This window comes from Devosia sp. Soil_C_22 (assembly GCF_057657195.1).
The window spans coordinates 411,914-434,280 of record NZ_JBDGIY010000002.1 but is presented as its reverse complement, the minus strand read 5'-3'; the positions used below and the strand labels follow the sequence as shown (position 1 = coordinate 434,280).

Here is a 22,367-nt window from a genome sequence, read left to right as displayed (position 1 = left end):
CTAGTTCAGGTCACGCCGGTCGATCAGTTCGAAACGATCTTCGGTCTGGATCCGTAGCGCCAGGTTCTGCCGGTCGAGCTCGGCCAGCCAGGCCGACCACGACACCGGGCTCAGGCCCTCATCCAGCCCGGGCATGTTCTCCGGCGCACTGCGCCGGCCGAAGCTCAGCGTGAGCCGCGAGCGCATGCGGCCCGACGGATCGGGCACCCGGCGAATGGCCGGCTGGCCGTTGTGGGAGCTGACCCACCGCTGGATGTCGCCATGCGCGATCAGAGTATGCTTGTCCATCTTATCCTCCCCGCGGATAGTCAACGCCGGAACGTCACCATGGGCAAAGCGTTCCTGCGCCCGATTGTCCCAGCAAAGACTGATAACGACGGGACGTGAACTTAATCACGAAAACGTGGGTGGATAAGCTGTGGAGGCCTTACGGCCTCGACAGGCGCTTCAGCAGCTTCTCGACCCGCGCCCGCTTCGACGGCGTCTCGATATCCGCGACGCGCTGCGCAAGGATGGCCGCGAGCTTGCCTCGGTCGGCGCCGGTCAGCACTGCCGCCGCCTGTTCCGCGTAGGTCGGGAACTGGTTCGGCGCCCCGGCCGCCACCCGCTCGAGCAGTGTCGGCACGGCATCGGCGTGCCCCGCCGCGATGAGCTTGACGAGGATCTGCACCGCCTTGTCCTTGGCGATCACCGAGCCCTTGTCGGCCGCGGCGAGCACCGCGGACAGCGCCGCGTAGACAGCATCCGGCGCCAGGTCGGTCACCGACTCCACCGCCTGCAGCGCACCCCAGACATTGCGGTTGTTCTTCGAGCCGAGCAGCCCGAGGAAGGCCGGCAGGTGCGTGGCGACCAGTTCCGGCCGCCGCGCCCCCAGTTCGTACAGCGCCTTGATCGCGTCATTGGCGACCGCCACCGGGCCGCTGAGTGCCCCGGCCAGTTCGGCGACCGCCGCCGCGTCCGGCTTTGCCGCCAGCGCTTCGGCCAGCTCGACATTGGGCCGCTCGTCGTTGCGGCCGAGAGCCGAAGCGAGGCGGCCCAGCACGCTCATGCGGCGATCGCCGTATCGAGCGCCAGGGTCACCATCTCGCGCAGCGAACTCTGCCGCTCTTCGGCGCTGATCTCTTCCTTGGTGATCAGGCAGTCGGTCATGGTGCAGATGGCGACGGCCTTCACCCCGAACCGGGCGGCGAGCGTATAGAGCGCCGCCGCCTCCATTTCGACGCCCAGCACCCCATGCGCCGGCAGCCGGCCGTAGCCGGCAAGCCCCGGTTCGATATGGTAGAAGATATCGGACGAGAGCACGTTGCCCACGTGATAGCGCAGCCCCGCCGCCTCGGCCTTCTCGACCGCCGAGCGGAGCAGGCCGAAATCGGCAAGCGGGGCGAAGTTGAACGGCGTGAACGCGTCGCGCACGATCGCCGAGTCCGTTGACGAGCCCTGCGCGATGACTACGTCGCGCACCTTCACCTTGGCGTTGAGCCCGCCGCAGGTGCCGATGCGGAGCAGGTTCTTGACCCCATAGACGTTGATCAGCTCGTGCACGTAGATGGACAGCGACGGCTGGCCCATGCCGGTCGCCTGCACCGAAACCGGCTTGCCCTTCCACGTGCCGGTAAAGCCGAGGCAGTTGCGCACCGCGTTCACCTGCCGCGCGCCCTCGAGGAAATTCTCCGCCACCCACTTGGCCCGCAGCGGGTCGCCCGGCAGCAGCACGGCTTCGGCGTAGTCGCCGGGCTTCGCGTGGTTATGCGGGGTGCTCATCGACATCTCTCCTGGCTTTTGACCGGAAGGCGTACCGGGCGACGACCCGGCCTGCAAGGGGGAGGCCGCTCCCCCGCGTCACCTGATTTTCTTTTGCAGGTGACAGAGGCAACCCCTATATCTGCGCCGCATTCACCCTTGGGCGGGCCCGGTGGGCCCTGGGAGACGAGATATGGTCGCAAAGATCTTCATCGATGGCGAAGCCGGTACCACGGGCCTGCAGATCCGTGAGCGCCTTGCCGGCCGGCGCGACCTCGAAGTGATCTCGATCGACCACGACAAGCGCAAGGATCTCGCCGAGCGGAAGCGCCTGCTCAACCTCGCCGACGTGGCCATCCTCTGCCTGCCCGACGACGCGTCGCGCGAGAGCGTGTCGCTGATCGAGAACGACACCACCAAGGTCATCGACGCCTCGACCGCCTTCCGCGTCGCCGAGGACTGGGCCTATGGCTTTGCCGAGATGGACAAGTCGCAGGGCGCCGCCATAGCCAGTTCGAAGCGCGTCGCCAACCCCGGCTGCTGGCCGCAGGGCGCCATCGCGACGCTCCGCCCGCTGGTCGAAGCCGGGCTGATTCCGGCCGATTTCCCCGTCACCGTCAACGGCATCTCCGGTTATTCCGGTGGCGGGCGCTCGATGATCGAGGACTATGAGGCGAAGGGCGAGGACGCCAACGCGTTCCAGCTCTATGGCCTCACCTTCAAGCACAAGCACCTGCCCGAGCTGGCGCAGTACGCCCGGCTCATGCACGCCCCGCTGTTCCAGCCCGCCGTCGGCAATTTCCGCCAGGGCATGATCACCGCCGTGCCGCTGCAGCTGTGGACGCTCGACAAGGTGCCGACCGGCGCCGACATCCACGCCGCCATCGCCGACCACTATGCGGCGATCGAAGGCGGCTTCGTGGAAGTCGCCCCGCTCGCCGACGCCGAGCGCAGCAACGAGCTCAACCCCGAGCTCTACAACGACACCAACCGCATGCGCCTGCACGTCTTCGCCAATGACGGCAAGGCCCAGGCTTTGCTGGTCGCCGTCTACGACAATCTCGGCAAGGGCGCCTCGGGCGCCGCGGTGCAGAACCTCAACCTGATGCTCGGCGTCGACGCGGCGACGAGTCTCGCGGCCTGAGACCACTTCGCCCTCCCCCACCGGGGAGGGTGACCGCTCGTTACCCTACCAATGGTACAGCACACCCACGTCCGACTTGATTCCCCCGGTGCGTTGCGTCATTACACGCCCACCGAAAGGGGTAATTGCCATGGATAAGTTCACGACCCTGACTGGCGTCGCCGCGCCGCTGCCGATCATCAACATCGACACGGACATGATCATTCCCAAGCAGTACCTCAAGACGATCAAGCGCACCGGCCTCGGCACCGCGCTCTTTTCCGAGATGCGCTATAACGAGGACGGCACCGAGAACGCCGAATTCGTGCTGAACAAGCCGGGCTATCGCAAGAGCCAGATCATCGTCGCCGGCGACAATTTCGGCTGCGGTTCGTCGCGCGAACACGCCCCGTGGGCCCTGCTCGATTTCGGCGTGCGCTGCGTGATCTCCACCAGCTTTGCCGACATTTTCTACAACAACTGCTTCAAGAACGGCATCCTGCCGATCAAGGTGACGCCCGAGCAGCTGGCGCTGCTGATGGATGACGCCGAGCGCGGCGCCAATGCCACGCTGACCGTCGACCTCGAAGCCCAGACCATCCAGGGCCCCGATGGCGGCTCGATCCATTTCGATATCGATCCGGCCCGCAAGCAGACCCTGCTCGAAGGCCTCGACGATATCGCCGCGACGCTCAAGGCCGATCCGGCCATTTCGAGCTTCGAGAGCAAGGTCGGCGCCGAGCGCCCCTGGATCTGACGATAGCGTAGGGTTTCGCCATGGTGCTGCATATCTCGTCCGGCTCGCCTTTCGAGGCCAGGATCGGCTACTCGCGCGCCGTCGTCGATGGCAGCACCATCTACGTCTCGGGCACCACCGGTTACGACTACGAAACCATGGTGATGCCTGAGGACGCTGGCCAGCAGGCCCGCAACGCCCTGCGCACCATCGCCCATGCGCTCGACCAGGCCGGCTCATCGATCAAGGACGTGGTGCGCGTGCGCTACTACATCACCGACATGGCGCACTACGATGCGCTGGTCGAGGTTGCGGGTGAGGTGTTCCGCGACATCCGTCCCGCCGCCACCATGCTGGTCTGCGGCCTGACCCGGCCCGAAATGAAGCTCGAGATCGAGGTCACCGCCCATCTCGGCGCCCACGGCCGCTGACGGCCGGGCCCGTCATCTTCTCCCTGCTCAAATTTTGATCCTGCAGCACATCGTCCTCTGTGCAGGCTGCGCGAAATTGCGCGCAATTCGGTCAGTTCGGTTGCCCTTTCCTGCCAAGCTGTGCCATCAAATGCCGCCCGCCCAGGCATCCCGCCTACAATTTCGCCACCGAGGACTCCATGACCGACGACACCCTGCTTGATCGCGCCCTGCAGCGGCTCGACGAGGCTGCCAGCCACCTGAAGATCGACCAGGACGTCATCGAGAAGCTCAAATACCCGCGCGAGACCACCAAGATGCGCCTGCTCATCCGCATGGATGACGGCTCGCGCAAGTCGTTCCTTGCCTGGCGCTGCCGCTATGACGACACGCGCGGCCCGACCAAGGGCGGCATCCGCTTCCACCCCGACTCGAGCATCGAGGAGGTCGAGACCCTCGCCTTCTGGATGACCTTCAAGTGCGCCGTGATGAACCTGCCCTATGGCGGCGGCAAGGGCGCGGTGAAGGTCGATCCGCGGGCGCTGAGCAAGTCCGAGCTGGAGCGCCTGTCGCGCGCCTACATGCAGGGCTTCTCGCGCATCGTCGGCCCCGATCGCGACATTCCGGCGCCCGACGTCTACACCAATGCCATGATCATGGGCTGGATGGCCGACGAGTACAGCCAGATCGTCGGCGGCGTCACCCCGGCGGTGATCACCGGCAAGCCGATCGCGCTGGGCGGCTCGCTCGGTCGCAACGACGCCACCGCGCGCGGCGGCTACTACCTGATCCGGCACCTCGGCGCCGAACTCGGCCTGCCGAACAGGATGCGCGTCGCCATCCAGGGCTTCGGCAATGCCGGCCAGTTCTACGGCAGCCTCGCAGCGGCCGACGGCGACATCGTCGTCGCGGTCTCCGACTCCTCGGGCGCCATCCATGCCGAGACCGGCCTCGACGTCGCCCGCCTGATCGAGGGCAAGAATGCCGGCCGCTCCGTCACCGCCATGGCCGCCGAGCAGAATGCCCGCGTCATCACGCCCGAAGAACTGATCGGCATCGACTGCGATCTGCTGGTGCCGGCCGCGCTCGAGGACATGATCGACGCCTCCAATGCCGCAACCATCAAGGCCAAGGTGCTGCTGGAGCTCGCCAACGGCCCGGTCACCCCCGATGGCGACCGGATCCTGCAGGAGCGCGGCGTCGTCGTCCTGCCCGATATCTTGGCGAACGCCGGCGGCGTCACCGTTTCCTATTTCGAGTGGGTGCAGAACCGGCAGGGCTATTACTGGGACCTCGACGAAATCCATGTGCGCCTGAAGCGCATGATGGAGCGCGAGGGCCGCGCCGTGTGGGACATTGCCCGCGACCGCAAGGTCACCGCCCGCACCGCCGCCTATATCCACGCCCTGTCCCGCCTCGCCACCGCCATCGAGGCGCACGGCACCCAGCCCTTCTTCGTCAGCTAGGCTCTACGCTGATCCATTCGACTTAGTTCCGGACCCCTGTGGGCCCGGAACTCTTGCAGGCCAACGTCGAAAGACGATATGCCTCCCCGCGGCGTAACCACGCGTACGACAGGGACCCCAGATGGCGCACAAACTCTTCCTCCTGCCCGGCGACGGCATCGGCACCGAGATCATGAAGGAGGTCGAGAAGGTGATCCTCTGGCTCAACAGCCAGGGCGAAACCGATTTCGAGCTCGACACCGGCCTAGTCGGTGGCTCGGCCTACGACAAATACGGTGTCGCCGTGTCCGAGGAAGACATGCAGAAGGCGCTCGCCGCCGATGCGGTGATCTTCGGCGCCGTGGGCGGCCCCAAGTGGGACAAGGTCCCCTACGAAGTGCGCCCGGAGGCAGCCCTGCTCCGCCTGCGCAAGGATCTCGGGCTCTTCGCCAACCTCCGCCCCGCCATCTGCTACCCCGCGCTGGCCGATGCCTCATCGCTGAAGCGCGAGCTGGTCGAAGGCCTCGATATCCTGATCGTGCGCGAGCTCACCGGCGGCGTCTATTTCGGCGAGCCCAAGCAGATCACCGACCTGGGCAACGGCCAGAAGCGCGGCGTCGACACCCAGGTCTACGAGACCTATGAGATCGACCGCATCGTCCGCGTCGCCATGGATCTCGCCCGCACCCGCAAGAAGAAGGTGCACTCGGCCGACAAGAAGAACGTCATGAAGTCGGGCGTGCTGTGGGACGAAGTGGCTCAGGGCATCGCCAAGGAATACTCCGACATCGAGTTCCACCACATCCTCGCCGACAACGCCGCGATGCAGCTGGTGCGCAACCCCAAGCAGTTCGACGTGATGGTCACCGACAACCTGTTCGGCGACGTGCTCTCGGACGTTGCCGCCATGCTCACCGGCTCGCTCGGCATGCTGCCCTCCGCTTCGCTCGGCGCGCCCGACCCGGCGACCGGCAAGCGCAAGGCACTCTACGAGCCCGTGCATGGCTCGGCTCCCGACATCGCCGGCCAGGGCATCGCCAACCCGATCGCCATGCTCGCCAGCTTCGCCATGGCGCTGCGCTATTCGTTCGAGATGGTCAACCTCGCCGACCGCCTCGAAGCCGCCATCGCCGCCGTGCTCGGCGAGGGTCTGCGCACCGCCGACATCGCGCAGGACAACCGCAAGACCGTAGGCACCGAAGAAATGGGCGCCGCGATTCTGCGCAAGCTGCAGGCTTAGGCTTGTCGGCGGCTGCAGTTCGTGTAGCCGCCCCCTCCACCAGCTTCGCTGGTCCCCCTCCCCCGCTACGCAGGGGAGGATGAAGAGGGCACGATCGCGCCACAACGGATCCTCCACCGTGAAACGGGGGAGGGGGACCGCCGAGGCGGTGGAGGGGGGCGACCACACGCGCCGGATTCCCGCAGAGATACGCCCCGGCCTCCCCTCCCCATTCACCCCAGCTTCACATGCCCTATGCTCTCCATCAGGGCATGAGGGAGATCATATTATGACTGACGACTTGCGACCGCTCTTCGCTCGCGCCGTCGAGCATGGCGCCCGCTACCGCGAAAACCTCAGCGCCGCTCCGGCTCGCCCCGCGATCGACTATCACGGCATGCGCGACCGGCTCATGGGCCCGACGCCCGAGACCGGCGCCGACCCCGTCGCTGTCATCGAGGAGCTAGCCACCCTCGCCGCGCCCGGCCTGATGCCGACCATCGGTCCGCGCTTTTTCGGCTGGGTTATGGGCGCCTCGCGCCCGGCCGGCGTCGCTGCCGACATGCTGGTGAGCGCCTGGGGCCAGAACGCCGGCTACCAGTCCACCGCGCCGGCCGCCGCCGCGCTCGAGGAGGTGGCCGAGCGCTGGCTGCTCGACATCCTCGACCTGCCGGCCGAAAGCGGTATCGGCTTCGGTACCGGCGCCACTCTCGCCAACGGCACCTGCCTCGCCGCCGCCCGCACCGGCACGCTGCTCAAGGCCGGCTGGGACCCCGACGCCGACGGCCTGTTCGGCGCCCCACCCGTGCATGTGCTGATCGGCGCCGACGCGCATTCCTCGCTGTTCTCGTCGCTGCAGCTGATCGGCTTCGGCCGCAAGCGCGTCATCACCGTCGATACCGACGCGCAGGGCCGCATGCTGCCCGCCGCGCTCGCGGCCGCCATCCGGCCGCTCGAGGGCCCCAAGGTGGTGATCGCCCAGGCCGGCCAGATCAACACCGGCGCCTTCGACCCGTTCGCCGAGATCGTCGAGATCGGGCACGCCCACGATGCCTGGGTGCATGTCGATGGCGCCTTCGGCCTCTGGGCCCGCGCCGTACCGTCGCTGAAGCACCTCACCGCCGGCATCGAGGGCGCCGATTCCTGGGTCACCGACGGCCACAAGTGGCTGCAGGCGCCCTACGATTGCGGCTTTGCCATCGTGAAGAACCGCGACGCGCTGCTCGGCGCCATGACGCAATGGTCGAGCTATCTGCCGTCGATTTCGCAGGGCGACCGCGTGCCCTCCAACTACGTCCCCGAACTGAGCCGCCGGGCCCGCGGCATTCCGGTCTGGGCTCTGCTCAAGACTTTTGGCCGCGCCGGCATCGCCGCCTTGGTCGAGCGCCACTGCGCGCTCGCCCGCCGCATGGCCGAGCGGTTGAGCGCCGAGCCCGGCATCCGCGTCGTCAACGATGTCGTGCTGAACCAGCTGATCGTGAATTTCGGCTCAGGCGACGCCGCCGAGCGCAAGGCCGCAACCGAAGCCGTGATCGCCGCCACCGTGGCCTCAGGCACCTGCTTCGTCGCCGGCGCATCGTGGCGCGGCGACTGGGTGATGCGGATTTCGGTGACGTCAGGGGCTACGACCGAGGCCGACATCGACATGTCGGCCGATGCGATCATCGCGGCTTGGCGGGGTGTTAAGGGATAGGGCAGAGCGTGTGGCCATCCCCCACCCACCCGCTACGCGGGTCCCCCCTCCCCACAAGGGGGAGGGAGTCCCGACTGCAAACCCGGTGCGTGAGGTTGCCCGCGATTTCCCTCCCCCTTGTGGGGAGGGAGGACCGGCGAAGCCGGTGGGTGGGGGTGGCCCCACGCTCCGAAGCCAGCAGCAAGCCAATGGACGGGTCGCCGCCGCACCCCCTCCACGTCGCCCTGTCAGCGCCGTTCATCCCAGCCAATGGGATTGAACAGGGCTGAGCTCTGCAGTCCGGAGAGCGCGTTGCTCACGTCCAACGGCTCGATGCCGATATCGTGCAGCAGGCGTTCGTCCATCTGCGACAGGGCGATAAGCGTCATCCGGCGCGCGCGCTTCTGTCTGCGGGCCGCGAACCAGCGGCCGAGCCAGCCGGTGCGCGTGGGACTAACGGGAGTGTCGACGGCGGTGTCGTTGAATTCGAGGGTAGTCATCTGAGCGGTTCCTTTTGAAGGGGCCCCCCGCTCGGTTGGGTTTCAGTGGTGATGGTGGTGGCGATGCCCGGGCAGGCAGCTCTGGGCGATCGCGCCGATATGGCGATGGTCCGTGCCGCAGCAGCCGCCGAGCACCCGGATATTGGGCAATAGCGGCAGCACCCGCATGTAGCGCTGGGCGAGATCGGCGATGTTGCCGATATCGAGCGTGGGCGAATTGTCCAGCTCGGCATGGCTCATCATCGAAGCATTGACCCTGAGCCCACCGATCCGGTTCACCCAGCGGCCGCCCTGGCGGACTACCGGCGCGAAGTGGATCGGATGCACGCAGTTGATCATGTAGTAGGCCGGATAGTCTCCGGTGGCGGCGTCGACTTCGTTGATCGCCACCTCGAGCGGCTTGCCGCCCGGCAGGTTGCCGTCGGTCTCGAGCGTGAAGCTCAACACCACCGGCAGCCCCGCGGCCTTGGCCGCCTTGGCGATGCCCACGGCCTCCGGCACGTTGGTCAGCGTGTAGGCAGTGACGTAGTCGGCGTCGGTCGCGGCAAAGGCCTCGATCTGCGGCGTGTGGTAGAAGATCGCCTCCTCGACGGTCATCGCCTTGTCATACTGCCACGCGTCGCGGCGCGGCCCGATGACCCCGGAAATGATCGAGTCGACGCCGGCCGCCGCGAACTCGGCCTGCATCTCCTGGCAGAACTCCACCGCCCGGATATTGGCCTCGCGCAGCTTGTCGGCATCATAGCCGGCCCGCCCACCCCAGTCCGGGTTGGCGCGCCAGGTATTGGTGTCGAACAGAAAGCCTTGTCCGGCCTCCTGGCAGATCGGGATGTAAGCCCGATAGTAGGCGCGCATGGCCTCGCGGCCGGCATCGCTCATGTTGAGCACATACACGCCCATGTCAGGCACGTCGTGACCTTCATTGAAGATCAGGTGGGTCTCGATGCCGCCATCGGTGACGAACATCTGGCCCTTCAATTGCGGGAGTTGCTGCGTTTCAAAGCGCATCAAACCTCTCCATTGGCTCTTGATTGCAGCGGCGATCAGGTTTATTGCCCTTCGCCGCGGGGTGGCAGACATATGACGACTTTACCTTTCCGGCGCTAGCAGTCGGATGGTCCAGTCATGTGTCACGGAAAATTGGTCAGCAGCCAGAACGGGTTAGGTGCGGATCGTCGCTTGGGGCGGCGTCCGGCCGAGGGCCATCGGGTTCTCAAAACCGTACTGGCGGTACAGTAATCCGAGAGAGGGACTGCCCATGCGGAAGGGTAACGAGACGCGCGAGAGAATCCTGGACATCGCTGAAGCAGCGGTGCTCGCCAAGGGCTTTGGCGCCACGTCGATCGACGAGCTGATTGCCGAGGCCGGCATCACCAAGTCGGGCTTCTTCTATCACTTCAAGGACAAGAACGAGCTCGCCAAGGGCCTGCTCATTCGCTACCGCGACCAGAACGAGCGCCTGCTCGAAGGCGTGTTCGGCCGCGCCCGCGAGCTCACCGACGACCCGCTGCAATTCCTGCTGGTGGGCCTCACCCTGTTCGCCGAGCACCTCGCCGCCCTGCCCGGCGGCCACCCCGGCTGTCTCGTCGCCACGATGAGCTACCAGGACCGGCTGTTCAACCGCGAGGTCCGCTCCATGGTCACGACCAATGTCGAGGACTGGAACGCCTATTTCCGCCGGATGATCGTCGCCATCCTCGAGGCCTACACCCCGCGCGAAGCCATCGACGCCGACCGCCTCGCCCGCACCCTCTGCTGCGCCATCGATGGCGGCATCATCATGTCCAAGGCGCTGGGCCGCCCCGAAGTGCTGCCCGAGCAGATGCTGATGGCCCGCCAGCACGTGAAGCTGGTGTTCGCCGGCGCGGTGCCGCGGGTGATGATGGAAGAAGAGGCGCAGGCGGCTTAGGGCGGCCTCGGGGCAGCCGAAACAGACGGCCCCCTCCCATCCTCCCCCATAAAGGGGGAGGTGCCCTGCTGGTGCTTGAGGCACGATGGAAGTCAAAGCCCCGACTCTTCACCTCCCCCTTTATGGGGGAGGCCGGGAGGGGGTCCTCTCTCTCAGTCAGGCCCCAAGCCCAAACGCCTCCGCCAGCAGCCGGAACGACCTGAGCCGCAGCTCGTAATCCCACATCGTCGTGGTGATCATCACCTCGTCCGCCCCCGACTCGGCGATCTTGCGCTCGATCTCGGCCTTCACCGTCGTCGGCGAGCCGACGATCCACAGCGGCCGCTGCCCTTCGATGATCCGCGTCTGCGCCGGCGTGTACTCGTGCTTTGCCGCCTCTTCCGGTGACACCAGCTTCCGGATCTCGCCCGAATGGAACAGCGCCCAGCTCAGCTCCTGCGAGCGGGAGAGGAACTGCGCCTCCTCGTCCGTCGGCGCCACCAGCGCCGAGAGCGCAATGATCGCGTGCGGCTTGGGGAAGGCCTCGGTCGGCGTGAAGGCGGCGCGATAAGCTTCGAACGCTGGCGCCGCCGGGGTCTGGCTGAAATGCGCGGCAAAGGAATAGCCGACCCCCAGCTGACCTGCCGCCTGCGCGCTCGCCCCGCTCGAGCCGAGCAGGTAGATCGGCGGCAGCGTTACCCGCTCGGGCACCACCAGCACCGGATGGAATGGGTGGTCGGGCGCGAAATTGCCCTCCTCGAAGGCCAAGAGCTCCGCCAGCTCCTGCGCAAAATACTCCCCGCCCACTGAGCGCAGCGCCGACAGCGTCCGCCCGTCGCTGCCACCGGCCCGGCCGAGGCCGAGGTCGATCCGGCCCGGGTTGAGCCCCGCCAGCGTGCGGTAAGTTTCGACCACCCGCAGCGGCACGTGATTGGGCAGCATCACCCCGCCCGAGCCAACGCGAATGCGTTCGGTATTGGCCGCCGCCGTGGCGATCAGCACCTCCGGAGAGGACGAGGCGATCGACGGCATGCCGTGATGCTCGGCGTACCAGACACGGGTGAAGCCGAGCGCGTCGCCGAGTTGCGCCAGCCGGATGATTTCCTGTAGCGCCGTAGCGGTGGACGTACCGTCCGACACCGGCGCGAGGTCGAGGATGGAAAGCGGAAGGGTCATGCTGGCGCTTGTATCGGCAATTTACGATGGAAGGAAGGGCGCCGACCGAGACAGACGACCCCCTCCCATCCTCCCCCATAAAGGGGGAGGTGCTCTGCCGGCGTTTGAGGCACGATCGAAGCCAGAGCCCCTACTCTTCACCTCCCCCTTTATGGGGGAGGCCGGGAGGGGGCCGTCCGCCTCGGCCAAGCCCCCCCTTCTACCTTCTACCTTCTACCTTCTACTTCCGAACTCCGAACTCCGACTTCCGAGCCTTCTTACTCCGCCGCCTCGAGCCCCCGGATCAGCTCCAGCGCCTGCCGCTCGAACAGCCGCCGGTAGATGCCGTCCGGCTTCTTGACCAGCTGCTCGTGCGTGCCTTCCTCGACCACGGCGCCGGCATCGAATACCAGCAGCCGGTCGAGCGCCCGCACCGTCGACAGCCGGTGCGCGATGACGATGGTGGTGCGGCCAACCATCAGCCGCTCCATCGCTTCCTGGATCAACTGCTCGCTCTCGCTGTCGAGGCTCGAGGTCGCCTCGTCGAGGATCAGCACCTTGGCATCGGACAGGAACGCCCGGGCAATGGCGACACGCTGCCGCTCGCCGCCCGAGAGCTTGATGCCGCGTTCGCCCACCAGCGTCTCGTAGCCCTTGGCGAGCTTGTCGATGAAGCCATGCGCATTGGCGAGCTTGGCCGCCTCGATGATCTCGGCCATCGACGCGCCCGGCTTGCCATAGGCGATATTCTCGGCCAGCGAGCGGTGGAACAGCACCGGCTCCTGCTGCACGATGGCGATCTGCCGCCGCAAGGAGGCCTGCTGCACGTCGCGGATATCCACCCCGTCCACCATGATCCGGCCGCCCGTCACATCGTGCAGGCGCTGGATCAGCTTGACGAACGTGGTCTTGCCCGAGCCGGAATGGCCGACGAGGCCAACGCGCTGGCCCGACGGAATGGTCACCGTCAGGTCGCGATAGAGCGGGTTGGTGTGCTTGCCGTAGTGGAAGTCGACATGGTCGAACACCACGTCGCCCTTGCTGATGGCGATCGGCTTGGCGTCGGCCCTGTCGTCGATGCCGAGCGGCTGGTCCTCGAGACCGACCAGCTCTTCCATGTCGTTCACCGCGCGCTGCAGGTTGCGCACATGCTGGCCGATATCGCGCAGGTAGCCCTGGAGCGCGAGGAACGTGGTGATGACGAAGGTGACGTCGCCCGCACTCGCCATACCATTGGCCCACAGCAGCACGCCGGCGCCGATGATGACCGTGCGCAGCACCCACAGCATGGCCTGCTGGATCGTGCCGTTCAGCGTGCCGCGGTTCCAGGTGCGCGACGTGCGGCTGCGCCACTTGTCGACCACATGGGATAGCCGCACTTCCTCGCGGTCCTCGGCGCCAAAGCCCTTCACCACCGCGTTGCATGACACCGCATCGGCCAGCGCGCCGCCCATGCGCGTATCCCACTGGTTGGCGAGGCTCGCCGCCGGCGCCACCCAATAGGTCGAAAGCACCACCGAGACGGCGATGTAGATCACCGAGCCGATGCCCACCATGATGCCGATGATCGGCCAGAAAATGCCCAGGATGACGCTGGTGCCCACCAGCATCACCACCGATGGGAACAGCGCCATCAGGATCACGTCGTTGAGCGAATCGAGCGCCCACATGCCACGCGTGATCTTGCGCACCGTCGAGCCGGCGAACGAGTTCGCGTGCCAGTCGGACGAGAAGCGCTGCACGCGGTGGAATGCCTGCTGGGCGATGTCGCTCATCATCCTCAGCGTCAGCTGGATGATGGTGCGGAAAGCGAGCTGCCGCACCAACACCGAGGCCGCGCCCAGCGCCACGATGGCGAGGAAGGCGGTGATCGCCGCATTCCACGCCACCTCGCTCGAGGCGGCGCCGCTCGCTACCGCCTCCACCAGCCGTCCGGCGAAGAACGGGGTCAGGATGTCGGTGACGGTTTCGATGAAGAACAGGCCGACAATGGCCGCGATGCGCACCGGCTGCTTCCGCCAGTGCCGCGCAGTGAAGCCCAGCACCTTTCGGAAGGCCTGGCTACGTTTGGTCCTCTGAGTCATGTCGTTCGTCCGGACGGCGCTTGTCGCGCACGATCCGGTCCCGGAGAGAAACTGCTATGGGAACTGGCCGGGAAATGTCCGGCGGTGGTGGGGTCCGGCGGGCGGACCGCGGGCGACCTAACGATGTGGTCGCGTCATGCCCTGGAGGCGGAGTCGATTTGCAATCATGCCGCGCCTCCCTGTTGGCTGGCCAGTGAAGGCTCAGTCATAGATGGCTTTGCCATCCCATGGCAAGTCTCTCGGGTAGGCGAGACCGATGTACCGGTCAGACGGCGGCGAGTCCGATCGCCAGCGGCACCAGCACGGCCAGCGCCATCACCGCAATCGACGCAAAATCGATAAACTTGAGCTTTTCCTTGAACGACATGGGTCCTGCTCCTCTCGGACCCCCAACGTGGGCCCGCCGGCTCCGTTCCCTGCCGGCGCACCCGACAAGGGGATAAGCCGCAGTCATTCTATAGCACGTCCAGGCGACGTTTGGTCGGTCAACTGCCGAAAACTGCACAGCCAGGGTAAATTTCGCTCGGCGGAGCGAAAGACATCTGCCCGTTCAGCTTCGGTCCGTTGACCGGGGTGTGCAGCCCACGCGGTTGCGAGTGGGAAGCCTCTGTGGCGGGCCAAGAGGTGCGCGAGCTGCACGCCGCGGTCAGCGGCGAAAGTCGTGGACACCGCGGTCAGCGGTGGGGCGAGGATCGGGGAGACGCGCCCCCTCGGCGCGGCTCCCCGGGGTTGATGCAGGCGGCGTGGGAGGAGTTACCCGCCTACACCAGGTGTCAGTTGTAGGCGCGCTCGCCGTGGCTCGAGAGGTCGAGGCCATCGCTTTCGGCCGATTCCGACACGCGGGCGCCGCCGAACACGGCCTTGACGATCAGGATCGCGACGAATGCCACCACGCCCGACCAGACGATGGCGATGCCGACGCCGGTCAGCTGCTTGATGAACTGGCCCCACATCTCGAAGTCGGCCAGCGGATAGCCGCCGAAGCCCGGGTTGGCGACGAAGGCGGTGCCGAGCGCACCGACGATGCCGCCGACGCCATGGATGCCGAACACGTCGAGCGAGTCGTCGTACTTGAACATCGGCTTGAGCGTCACGACCGCCCACAGGCAAATGAAGCCGGCAACCGCACCCAGCACGATCGCGCCGATCGTACCGGCAAAGCCGGCGGCCGGAGTGATCGCCACGAGGCCGGCAACCGCGCCCGAGGCGAAGCCGAGCAGGCTGGCATGGCCACGGGTGAACTTCTCGCCGATGCCCCATGCCAGCGCCGCCGCGGCGGGAGCCGTGATGGTGTTGAGGAAGGCCTGGGCGGTGAGGCCGTTGGCCTCGAGATTCGAGCCGGCGTTGAAGCCGAACCAGCCGAACCACAGCAGGCCCGTGCCGATGAACACCATGGTCAGGTTATGCGGCGGGATCGGTTCCTTGAGGAAGCCCGTGCGCGGCCCCAGCACGATCGCGGCGACGAGAGCGGCCACACCGGAATTGATGTGAACGACGGTGCCGCCCGCGAAGTCGTAGGCGCCCAGGTTGAACAGGAAGCCCGTGCCGGCCCACACCATGTGCGCCATCGGCAGGTACGAGAAGGTGAACCACAGTGCGAGGAACAGCATGACCGCACCGAACTTCATGCGCTCGGCGATGCCGCCGACGATGAGGGTCGAGGTGATGCAGGCAAAGGTCAGCTGGAACGCCACGAATACCAGCTCGGGCAGCTCGAAACCGGCCGAGAAGGTCGCCGCGGTCGACTCGATCGTCACGCCCGACAGGAACATCTTGGAGAAGTCGCCGATGAAGGCGGAAAGGCCGCCCTCGGTGCCGCCGAAGGCAAGCGAATAGCCATAGGCCACCCAGAGCAGGGCGATCATGCACACGCCGGCAATCACCTGGCTGAGCACCGACAGCACGTTCTTGGCGCGCACCAGGCCGCCGTAGAACAGGGCGAGGCCCGGCACGATCATGACGAACACGACCATGGTGGAGACCAGCATCCAGGCGACGTCGCCCTTGTCGATGATGGGTGCAGCCTCGGCGGCTGCGTCCTGCGCGAACGCAGGCAGCGCGAGAGCCAGCGACGCCAACGCCGCCGCTCCCAGGACTTTCGGCATCTTGAAGTCTGTCATTGTTGTTTTCCCCAATATGAGCGGCATCACAGAGCGGCCGCGCCGGTCTCGCCGGTGCGGATGCGGGTAACGGCCAGCAGGTCGAGCACGAAGATCTTGCCGTCGCCGATGCGGCCGGTCTGGGCGCTGTCGCGGATGGCCGTCGCAATGGCGTCGGCCTGTGAATCGTCGACCGCGATCTCGATCTTCAGCTTGGGCAGGAAATGCACCGCGTATTCCGTGCCGCGGTAGATTTCGGAGTGACCCTTCTGCCGGCCATAGCCTTTGACTTCGGTCACCGTCATGCCGTGCACGTCGAGCGAGTTGAGGGCCTGGCGGACCTCCTCCAGGCGCGACGGTTTGATGATTGCTATCACCAGCTTCATGGATGCCCCTTTCAGTGTGATGGATGGTCTCCAATCGGCAGAGTCAGACTCAAACGCCGTGCCAAACTGCTGCCGCAATCCGCAACACACTGATTCGAATAGGCTTTTGGATGATCCGGCAGGCAGCATCCAGCCCAGCGCACAAGCTTACCGTCACGTTAACGCCGTACATTTGAGCAAGATTTACGCAGCTGCTGCATTTTTGAGCAGGTGGGATGCGGCACCGCGCCGGCTGGACAGGCCGGATGTGACGGGCCACATAGCGGCAGGCACGGAGGAATTCCTGATGGCCGGCACGGACCATGACATCGCGATCGTCGGCGGCGGCCCGGTGGGCCTCACCATGGCGCTGGCCCTCGCCCGCTCGATGAAGGGGCTGCGCATCGCCCTGGTCGACCGCCGGCCCTTCACCGTGCCGAAGGACCAGCGCTCCTGGGCGCTGGCTGCCGGGGTGAAGCGCATCTTCGTCGAGCTCGGCGTGTGGACCGGCATGGCCATCGGCGCCGAGCCGGTGCAGCAGATGAGGATCACCGATTCCGGCAAGGGCGACATTTCCCGCCCCCTCTTCCTCCATTTCGAGGGCGACGTCGCCCCGGGCGAGCCTTTCGCCCATCTGGTGCCCAACGCCCTCGTCATCGAGCAATTGCTCAACGCCCTGCCGCCGGAAGTCGAGATCGTCGCGCCGGCCGAGATCACCGGCTTTGCCGCCGAGCCCGGCACCGCCCGCCTCGTCCTCGCCGACGGTCGCGTGCTCTCCGCTCCGCTGGTGATCGCTGCCGACGGCGCCCAGTCCTGGCTGCGCCAGCGCGCCGGCATCGGCACCGTCAACCACGACTATCGCCAGACCGGACTGGTCACGACCATCGCGCACGAGCTGCCGCATGACGGCACCGCCTACGAGCACTTCCGCCCGGCCGGCCCTTTCGCGAGCCTGCCGCTTCCCGGTAACCGCTCCTCGCTGGTCTGGGTGGAATCGCCCGAGCGCGCCGCCGAGCTCAGGACCTGGGCCCAGCCCGAGGTCGAAGCGGAGATCGAGTCCGTCATGGGCTCGACGCTGGGCAAGGTGACGCTCGAGGAGCCGCTGCAATCCTTCCCGCTGCGCCTGCAGATCGCCAGAAGCTTCGTCGGCGAGCGCCTCGCCCTGATCGGCGACGCCGCCCACGTCATCCACCCGGTCGCCGGCCAGGGCCTCAACCTCGGCCTCAAGGATGTCGCCGCCCTGGCGCAGGTGGCGATCGATGCACTCCGCCTCGGCCAGGACCCCGGCGCCGCCGATGCGCTCGAGCGCTACCAGCGCTGGCGCCGCTTCGACACTGCCCTGATGGTCGCCGTCACCGACGGCATGGTCCGCCTGTTCTCCAACGACGTCGCCCCCGTCCGCGCCATCCGCGACTTCGGCATGGGGGTCGTGGACCGCATGCCGCCGGTGAAGGATTTCCTGATCTCACGGGCGTCGGGATTGGACCGGAACGGGCCGAAGCTGCTGCGGGGATTGCCGATTTAGGGCACGCATTTCGCCAATCCCGCCCCATCCACCAGCTGTCACCCCTGCGAAAGCAGGGGTCCAACTCGCAGCCCGCGCTGGCGGAGAAATGGATCCCTGCGTTCGCAGGGATGACACCGAGTCTGTGGCAGGATCCCGGGAAGCCCACCGGCCCCACCTCCCCCTTGATGGGGGAGGCAAGCGGAGCTTGTGAGCGTCAGCGAACTAGCGCAGCTCGGAGGGGGTGGAGCCACGTGCCCCGTCTTGGAGCCCTACCCCCGCCCCCGCAGCCGATCCATCTCGTCCTGATCCACCTCGCGCGCCTCGTCGAGGCTCAGCATCGGCACGCCGTCGCGGATGGGGAAGGCCAGGTGCGCCGCCACCGAGATCAGTTCACTGCCATCATCCGACAGCGTCAGCCGGGTCTTGGTCAGAGGACACACCAGCATTTCGAGCATGCGGATATCCACGATGTGGCGCGGGTTCACCGCGGGTGGCCGCGCCGCATCGGTCAATTGAGCGTGGTCGTTCGGTTGTCGCCCTTGGCCATCTCGAACTCGGCCATGGCGATCAGCGTTTCGGCCCGCTGCTCCAGCGTATCGGCTTCCAGCAGCGCCTGCTTTTCGGCCGCGCCATAGGGCGAGACCATGCAGCAGAAATTGACCAGGTCCGCCGTGCCGGTCTTCTCGATCTCATCCCAGTTGAGGTCGAAATGGCCGAACTCGGCATAGTCGCGCATCATCTTGAGGAAGCGCGGCCGGTCCACCTTCTCCTCGCCATACTCGCGCTCGAAATCGGAGGCGAAGGCATTCGTGTCGATCATGGCGCGCCGGAATGGCGTCATGGTCGGCAGCTCCTTCACGAACTCGAAGCGACTGATGCCTTCGAGGATGACGAAATAGCGCCCCTCGTCCACCTCCTCGAACTGCACCAGCCGGCCCACCGTGCCGATGCGCTCGAGCGGCGCCCGCCCCTGCGGGCTTTCCACCGACGTGTCGCGCGGCTGGATCAGCCCGACGAGGCGGTCAGCCTTCAGCGCATGGTCGATCATCTCGACATAGCGTGGTTCGAAGATGTTCAGCGGCCGGCGCGAATAGGGCAGCAGCAGTGCCCCCGAAAGCGGGAACACCGGCACGCTGGCAGGCAGATCGGCTGGCGATTGCGGTCGCTTCAGCATTTTGAGCCGCGCCTCAGCTGAACAGCAGCGCCGACAGCAGCCGCCGGCCCTTGAGCGTTGCCGGGTCCTTGGGGCCCCAGGCTTCGAACAGCTCCAGCAGCTTCTTGCGAGCGCCATCCTCGTTCCAGGTCCGGTCGCGCTTCATCAGCGCCACCAACGCCTCGGCCGCTTCGAGCCGCTTGCCCTCGGCATTATACTTTACCGCGAGGTCGAAGCGCGCCTGATGGTCGTCCGGGTTGGCTTCGACCTGCGCCGCGAGCTCGTCGGTCTCGCTGAGTTCGGCCGCTTCGCCGAGCAGCTTCAGCGACTGCACCAGCGAAGTGTAGTCCTCGCCCTTGCGCTCGCCTTCCGGCATCGTGTCGAGCACCGCCTGCGCCTGCTCGGCGTCGCCCGCGGCCAGAAACACCTTGGCCATGCCGACAATGGCGCCCGCATGGTCGGGCTTGTGCTGCAGCACCATGCCGTAGACCTGCGCCGCCTGGTTGAGATCGCCGGCCTTCAGTGCCTCGCCGGCCGCCTCGACTGCATTCTTGATCTCTTCCTCGATCGAGCCGGCCGCCGGCTGGCCCTCGGGCGCGTTGGCGATCACCTTGTCGGCAAAGCGCCGCACCTCGCTCTCGGGAATCGCGCCGAGGAACGCATCGACCGGCCGGCCGCCGGCAAAGGCGAACACTGCCGGGATCGACTGGATGCCCAGCTGGCCCGCGATCGAGGGGTTCTCGTCGATATTGATCTTCACCAGCCGGATCTTGCCGGCCTTCTCGTTGATCACCTTCTCGAGGTTCGGCGTCAGTTGCCGGCACGGGCCGCACCAAGGCGCCCAGAAGTCGACCAGCACGGGCGCTTCGAGCGAGGCATCGATCACGTCGGCCTTGAAGGCACGGTCGCTCGAGTCCTTGATCAGCGCCGCCGGCGGGGTCGCATTGGCGGAGGGGGCGGTCGAAATATCGTTGAGGGACATCTGTCTTTTCCTGCCGGATCAGGGCCCTTGCCCGTCCGTTCTGGCGTGAGTTTCCTGCGCTCTGAAGCGGTTCCGACGCAAGCTTTAGCACGCCTTTGATCGGACCAGAATTATGGGTTGCAAACGCGCTTTCGATTGGGCATATAGGCGCGCGTCGACGCCGTGCCAAGCGCTTCCGGGCTCTTGGCGACGACGAAGACTGGAGTGCGGGTGTAGCTCAGGGGTAGAGCATAACCTTGCCAAGGTTAGGGTCGAGGGTTCGAATCCCTTCGCCCGCTCCATTATCTCCCTTACGCAAAGGGACGATGACAAAGGCGCCTTCGGGCGCCTTTTTGTTTTGCTTGCCAACCTACGATGTCATTTCCGCGTAGGCGGGAACCCAGTCAGGCACCAGGGCGTGCCGCCACTGGATCCCCGCCTTCGCGGGGATGACGCCGGAGTATGTTGCCTGCGCCCATGATCCCCGCAGATGAAGCGCTCAAGCATCCGGCCCGATCCGCATCCGCCCGATCGGCCGTGGCAGCTTGCGGTCGCGGCTCTTGATGCCCGGCAGGAATGTTCCGGCCAACCCCGCGAAGGCCGCGAGGCGCGTGCCGATATCGGTCCGGTCCTGTGCCGTCACCTTGCCATAGGTCTTGGGCGCGTAGCCATTGTACCAGGCCCCGTAACCGCGCGCCGTCCACGCCCGATCCGCCGAACCGACCGCCAGCTCCAGCTGTTCGTACGCCACCAGCGCCCGCCGCCAGCGATGCTCGTCGAAATCGAGGGCTCCGTTGGCAAACAGCTGCCCGACCTCGCGGCCATAGCCCATCACCGCCCGCGAAACGTCCGGCGGCATGGTCAGGTTGAGCCCTCCCTCGGTTTTCGACAGCAGCACCCGGGCGACGCGCTCACGCTGGCCCGGCATGCTCGACAGCAGGTTGTCCTGCCAGTCCTTGGCCGCATCGAGCAGGCCGAGCCCATAGCCCAGCAGCCCATCCACGTCGTGGATCGGCAAGCCGACGCCATCGAGCGCCGATTTGGGCAGCATGACGCGCGGTCCCTTTTCGTCGCCGCCGTCTGGCAGCTCGTCGAGGCTGAGCGCAAAGGTCGGCCGCGACGGCAGCAGCGCGTCGAACAGGTGGATCGGGAAATTGCTCGACAGCCCGCCATCAATGAACCACAGCCGCTTCACCTCCGGCCGCCCGTCGACCACGCCGGTCTGCGCCTTCAGCCGCCAGTTCTCGAAATCGCGCGCATAGAGCGGGATGGCCCGGAACAGCAGCGGGAAGCTGAGGCTCATGCGCGTCGCCACCAGCACCGGAAAATCCGCCGGTGCCGGCGCCTTGCGCAGGCCCTCATAGCGCTTGTCCTCCTCGGAGGTGGCGCCGAGGTGCCGCAGCACCGGCTCGGGAAACAGCGGCCCCCACTCCTCGAGCCGGTACGACGCCGGCACCCCGAGCGCCGGCAATGTATGCGGCCGCCGCATCGACAGGTTGGTGGTGATCATCCTGAGGTTGATCGCCGTATCGGGATCGTCGCCCTCGAGGTCGCCGAAGGTCAGCGGCTTGTCGCGCCCCTCCGGCCCGAAGGCGACGTTCTGGATCGCCTCGTGCAGCCAGGTGGTCAGCGCCGGCTGCTTCATCCCGCCATCGGGCATGCCCGAGCACATGCCGTAATCGTTGGCCTTGAGCGCCCGCGCGATCCAGATCGCATGGAAGATGAGCCCGGCAATGCCGCCGACGATCGCCCCGAGGATGATGCCGGCAACACCGGCGCCGAACAGCGCCATCACGCCGGCCACGAGGCCCGCACCGGCCGCGAACGGCGCCCACAGCGCCTTGAACGCGGCCCACAGCACTTCGCCCTTGCCGCTCGACGCCTTCCAGGCGACCAGAAACGCCATGGTCGGCGCGAACTGCTTTGCCGGCTGGAAGAACGTGCCCAAGAACTCGGGCAATTGCCGGCTATACGTCGCGAGCCGCACGAACCCTTCGGGGTCGTTGCGCCTGGTGCGCGCATATTCGGCCGCCGCTGTCAGCGCCGCCGCGATGCCGCCCGCCGACGTGCCGCCAATCGAGCGGAAGCGATAGACCTTGGCCAGTTCGAGGATAGCGAACGGGTAGACGAGGCCCGAGGCCACGCCGCCCTTCATCACCACATCGCACTGCTTGTCCGGATAGCCGAAATCACTGGCGACATAGCCGAGCTCGTCGGATGCCATCCTGTCCTCCCACGTAGCCGCCCCGCGAAAGTGTCGCCAAACTGATCCAGCGCCGCTCGGAATACAAGCCGATCGCTAGATTTGTC

General features: G+C 66.5%; 21 protein-coding genes and 1 tRNA gene. 9 read left to right on the top strand and 13 right to left on the bottom strand.

The features are described from left to right. The 3 genes from AC3A6I_RS19210 to deoD form a co-directional block, all read right to left on the bottom strand. The gene (locus AC3A6I_RS19210) at positions 1 to 288 is read right to left on the bottom strand and encodes a hypothetical protein (protein ID WP_487545476.1); all 288 of its coding nucleotides are present in this window, start codon (positions 286 to 288) and stop codon (positions 1 to 3) included. Between the two features lie 139 nt (positions 289 to 427). Further along, positions 428 to 1,048 (bottom strand): hypothetical protein, encoded by a 621-nt coding sequence (locus AC3A6I_RS19205; protein WP_487545475.1) that lies wholly within the window; start codon positions 1,046 to 1,048, stop codon positions 428 to 430. After that, complete coding sequence (gene deoD, locus AC3A6I_RS19200; RefSeq protein WP_487545474.1) at positions 1,045 to 1,761, bottom strand: purine-nucleoside phosphorylase; 717 nt, start codon at positions 1,759 to 1,761, stop codon at positions 1,045 to 1,047. The genes AC3A6I_RS19205 and deoD overlap by 4 nt, the downstream gene beginning before the upstream one ends. A gap of 172 nt (positions 1,762 to 1,933) precedes the next feature. Between deoD and argC the strand changes: the two genes are divergently transcribed. The 6 genes from argC (at position 1,934) to AC3A6I_RS19170 (ending at position 8,366) form a co-directional block, all read left to right on the top strand. Then, complete coding sequence (gene argC / locus AC3A6I_RS19195; protein ID WP_487545473.1) at positions 1,934 to 2,884, top strand: N-acetyl-gamma-glutamyl-phosphate reductase; 951 nt, start codon at positions 1,934 to 1,936, stop codon at positions 2,882 to 2,884. Between the two features lie 130 nt (positions 2,885 to 3,014). Then, positions 3,015 to 3,620 carry a 3-isopropylmalate dehydratase small subunit gene (gene leuD, locus AC3A6I_RS19190; RefSeq protein ID WP_487545472.1) on the top strand — a complete coding sequence of 202 codons (606 nt, stop codon included), beginning with the start codon at positions 3,015 to 3,017 and terminating at the stop codon, positions 3,618 to 3,620. Positions 3,621 to 3,640: 20 nt separating this feature from the next. Continuing rightward, a complete protein-coding gene (locus tag AC3A6I_RS19185) occupies positions 3,641 to 4,030 on the top strand; it encodes a RidA family protein (RefSeq protein WP_487545471.1) in 390 nt (129 codons plus the stop codon). A 179-nt stretch (positions 4,031 to 4,209) separates the two neighbouring features. After that, positions 4,210 to 5,475, top strand: coding sequence for a Glu/Leu/Phe/Val family dehydrogenase (locus AC3A6I_RS19180; RefSeq protein ID WP_487545470.1), 1,266 nt, complete (start codon positions 4,210 to 4,212; stop codon positions 5,473 to 5,475). Between the two features lie 121 nt (positions 5,476 to 5,596). Continuing rightward, positions 5,597 to 6,694: a 3-isopropylmalate dehydrogenase gene (gene leuB / locus AC3A6I_RS19175; protein WP_487545469.1), complete on the top strand. Its 1,098-nt coding sequence runs from the start codon at positions 5,597 to 5,599 to the stop codon at positions 6,692 to 6,694. 268 nt (positions 6,695 to 6,962) lie between these two features. Continuing rightward, positions 6,963 to 8,366: a pyridoxal phosphate-dependent decarboxylase family protein gene (locus AC3A6I_RS19170; RefSeq protein WP_487545468.1), complete on the top strand. Its 1,404-nt coding sequence runs from the start codon at positions 6,963 to 6,965 to the stop codon at positions 8,364 to 8,366. A 227-nt stretch (positions 8,367 to 8,593) separates the two neighbouring features. Here the strand turns inward: AC3A6I_RS19170 and AC3A6I_RS19165 are convergent, their stop codons facing one another. Together AC3A6I_RS19165 and AC3A6I_RS19160 are read right to left on the bottom strand one after the other, a co-directional pair. Continuing rightward, positions 8,594 to 8,845, bottom strand: a complete 252-nt coding sequence (locus tag AC3A6I_RS19165; RefSeq protein WP_487545467.1) for a DUF1127 domain-containing protein — start codon at positions 8,843 to 8,845, stop codon at positions 8,594 to 8,596. Between the two features lie 42 nt (positions 8,846 to 8,887). Next, positions 8,888 to 9,853 (bottom strand): homocysteine S-methyltransferase family protein, encoded by a 966-nt coding sequence (locus tag AC3A6I_RS19160; protein WP_487545466.1) that lies wholly within the window; start codon positions 9,851 to 9,853, stop codon positions 8,888 to 8,890. Positions 9,854 to 10,103: 250 nt separating this feature from the next. On the opposite strand from AC3A6I_RS19160, the gene AC3A6I_RS19155 reads away from it, so the two are divergent. Further along, entirely contained in the window at positions 10,104 to 10,754 is a 651-nt protein-coding gene (locus tag AC3A6I_RS19155; protein ID WP_487545465.1) for a TetR/AcrR family transcriptional regulator, read from the top strand. Between the two features lie 156 nt (positions 10,755 to 10,910). Here AC3A6I_RS19155 and AC3A6I_RS19150 read toward each other — a convergent pair whose 3' ends face one another. From AC3A6I_RS19150 to AC3A6I_RS19135, 4 genes are all read right to left on the bottom strand, one after another. Next, entirely contained in the window at positions 10,911 to 11,909 is a 999-nt protein-coding gene (locus AC3A6I_RS19150; RefSeq protein ID WP_487545464.1) for an LLM class flavin-dependent oxidoreductase, read from the bottom strand. Between the two features lie 257 nt (positions 11,910 to 12,166). Further along, complete coding sequence (locus AC3A6I_RS19145) at positions 12,167 to 13,972, bottom strand: ABC transporter ATP-binding protein (protein WP_487545463.1); 1,806 nt, start codon at positions 13,970 to 13,972, stop codon at positions 12,167 to 12,169. Between the two features lie 773 nt (positions 13,973 to 14,745). Continuing rightward, positions 14,746 to 16,092 carry an ammonium transporter gene (locus AC3A6I_RS19140; RefSeq protein WP_487545462.1) on the bottom strand — a complete coding sequence of 449 codons (1,347 nt, stop codon included), beginning with the start codon at positions 16,090 to 16,092 and terminating at the stop codon, positions 14,746 to 14,748. A gap of 26 nt (positions 16,093 to 16,118) precedes the next feature. Further along, the gene (locus AC3A6I_RS19135; RefSeq protein ID WP_487545461.1) at positions 16,119 to 16,457 is read right to left on the bottom strand and encodes a P-II family nitrogen regulator; all 339 of its coding nucleotides are present in this window, start codon (positions 16,455 to 16,457) and stop codon (positions 16,119 to 16,121) included. Between the two features lie 286 nt (positions 16,458 to 16,743). Here AC3A6I_RS19135 and AC3A6I_RS19130 point away from each other — a divergent pair, with 286 nt between their 5' ends. Next, on the top strand, positions 16,744 to 17,961 hold the full coding sequence (locus AC3A6I_RS19130; protein WP_487545460.1) for an FAD-dependent monooxygenase: 1,218 nt from the start codon (positions 16,744 to 16,746) through the stop codon (positions 17,959 to 17,961). Positions 17,962 to 18,212: 251 nt separating this feature from the next. Here the strand turns inward: AC3A6I_RS19130 and AC3A6I_RS19125 are convergent, their stop codons facing one another. From AC3A6I_RS19125 to AC3A6I_RS19115, 3 genes are read right to left on the bottom strand one after another with little or no spacing between them, the layout of a single operon-like run. Next, positions 18,213 to 18,455, bottom strand: coding sequence for a Trm112 family protein (locus tag AC3A6I_RS19125; protein WP_487545459.1), 243 nt, complete (start codon positions 18,453 to 18,455; stop codon positions 18,213 to 18,215). After that, positions 18,452 to 19,117 (bottom strand): LON peptidase substrate-binding domain-containing protein, encoded by a 666-nt coding sequence (locus AC3A6I_RS19120; RefSeq protein WP_487545458.1) that lies wholly within the window; start codon positions 19,115 to 19,117, stop codon positions 18,452 to 18,454. Before AC3A6I_RS19120 ends, AC3A6I_RS19125 begins: the two co-directional genes overlap by 4 nt. 13 nt (positions 19,118 to 19,130) lie before the next feature. After that, positions 19,131 to 20,078 (bottom strand): tetratricopeptide repeat protein, encoded by a 948-nt coding sequence (locus tag AC3A6I_RS19115; protein WP_487545457.1) that lies wholly within the window; start codon positions 20,076 to 20,078, stop codon positions 19,131 to 19,133. Positions 20,079 to 20,284: 206 nt separating this feature from the next. On the opposite strand from AC3A6I_RS19115, the gene AC3A6I_RS19110 reads away from it, so the two are divergent. Then, a tRNA-Gly gene (locus AC3A6I_RS19110) sits at positions 20,285 to 20,359 on the top strand. Between the two features lie 197 nt (positions 20,360 to 20,556). Here the strand turns inward: AC3A6I_RS19110 and AC3A6I_RS19105 are convergent. Then, positions 20,557 to 22,281 (bottom strand): patatin-like phospholipase family protein, encoded by a 1,725-nt coding sequence (locus AC3A6I_RS19105; RefSeq protein ID WP_487545456.1) that lies wholly within the window; start codon positions 22,279 to 22,281, stop codon positions 20,557 to 20,559. Positions 22,282 to 22,367 lie beyond the last annotated feature (86 nt).

Coding starts and splice junctions, on each gene's coding strand:
- AC3A6I_RS19180 (WP_487545470.1), top strand. CDS start 4,210: ATGACCGACGACACCCTGCTTGATCGCGCCCTGCAGCGGCTCGACGAG.
- argC (WP_487545473.1), top strand. CDS start 1,934: ATGGTCGCAAAGATCTTCATCGATGGCGAAGCCGGTACCACGGGCCTG.
- AC3A6I_RS19120 (WP_487545458.1), bottom strand. CDS start 19,117: ATGCTGAAGCGACCGCAATCGCCAGCCGATCTGCCTGCCAGCGTGCCG.
- AC3A6I_RS19165 (WP_487545467.1), bottom strand. CDS start 8,845: ATGACTACCCTCGAATTCAACGACACCGCCGTCGACACTCCCGTTAGT.
- AC3A6I_RS19140 (WP_487545462.1), bottom strand. CDS start 16,092: ATGACAGACTTCAAGATGCCGAAAGTCCTGGGAGCGGCGGCGTTGGCG.
- AC3A6I_RS19170 (WP_487545468.1), top strand. CDS start 6,963: ATGACTGACGACTTGCGACCGCTCTTCGCTCGCGCCGTCGAGCATGGC.
- deoD (WP_487545474.1), bottom strand. CDS start 1,761: ATGAGCACCCCGCATAACCACGCGAAGCCCGGCGACTACGCCGAAGCC.
- AC3A6I_RS19155 (WP_487545465.1), top strand. CDS start 10,104: ATGCGGAAGGGTAACGAGACGCGCGAGAGAATCCTGGACATCGCTGAA.
- AC3A6I_RS19205 (WP_487545475.1), bottom strand. CDS start 1,048: ATGAGCGTGCTGGGCCGCCTCGCTTCGGCTCTCGGCCGCAACGACGAG.
- AC3A6I_RS19115 (WP_487545457.1), bottom strand. CDS start 20,078: ATGTCCCTCAACGATATTTCGACCGCCCCCTCCGCCAATGCGACCCCG.
- AC3A6I_RS19160 (WP_487545466.1), bottom strand. CDS start 9,853: ATGCGCTTTGAAACGCAGCAACTCCCGCAATTGAAGGGCCAGATGTTC.
- AC3A6I_RS19210 (WP_487545476.1), bottom strand. CDS start 288: ATGGACAAGCATACTCTGATCGCGCATGGCGACATCCAGCGGTGGGTC.
- AC3A6I_RS19185 (WP_487545471.1), top strand. CDS start 3,641: ATGGTGCTGCATATCTCGTCCGGCTCGCCTTTCGAGGCCAGGATCGGC.
- AC3A6I_RS19150 (WP_487545464.1), bottom strand. CDS start 11,909: ATGACCCTTCCGCTTTCCATCCTCGACCTCGCGCCGGTGTCGGACGGT.
- AC3A6I_RS19130 (WP_487545460.1), top strand. CDS start 16,744: ATGGCCGGCACGGACCATGACATCGCGATCGTCGGCGGCGGCCCGGTG.
- AC3A6I_RS19135 (WP_487545461.1), bottom strand. CDS start 16,457: ATGAAGCTGGTGATAGCAATCATCAAACCGTCGCGCCTGGAGGAGGTC.
- AC3A6I_RS19105 (WP_487545456.1), bottom strand. CDS start 22,281: ATGGCATCCGACGAGCTCGGCTATGTCGCCAGTGATTTCGGCTATCCG.
- leuD (WP_487545472.1), top strand. CDS start 3,015: ATGGATAAGTTCACGACCCTGACTGGCGTCGCCGCGCCGCTGCCGATC.
- leuB (WP_487545469.1), top strand. CDS start 5,597: ATGGCGCACAAACTCTTCCTCCTGCCCGGCGACGGCATCGGCACCGAG.
- AC3A6I_RS19145 (WP_487545463.1), bottom strand. CDS start 13,972: ATGACTCAGAGGACCAAACGTAGCCAGGCCTTCCGAAAGGTGCTGGGC.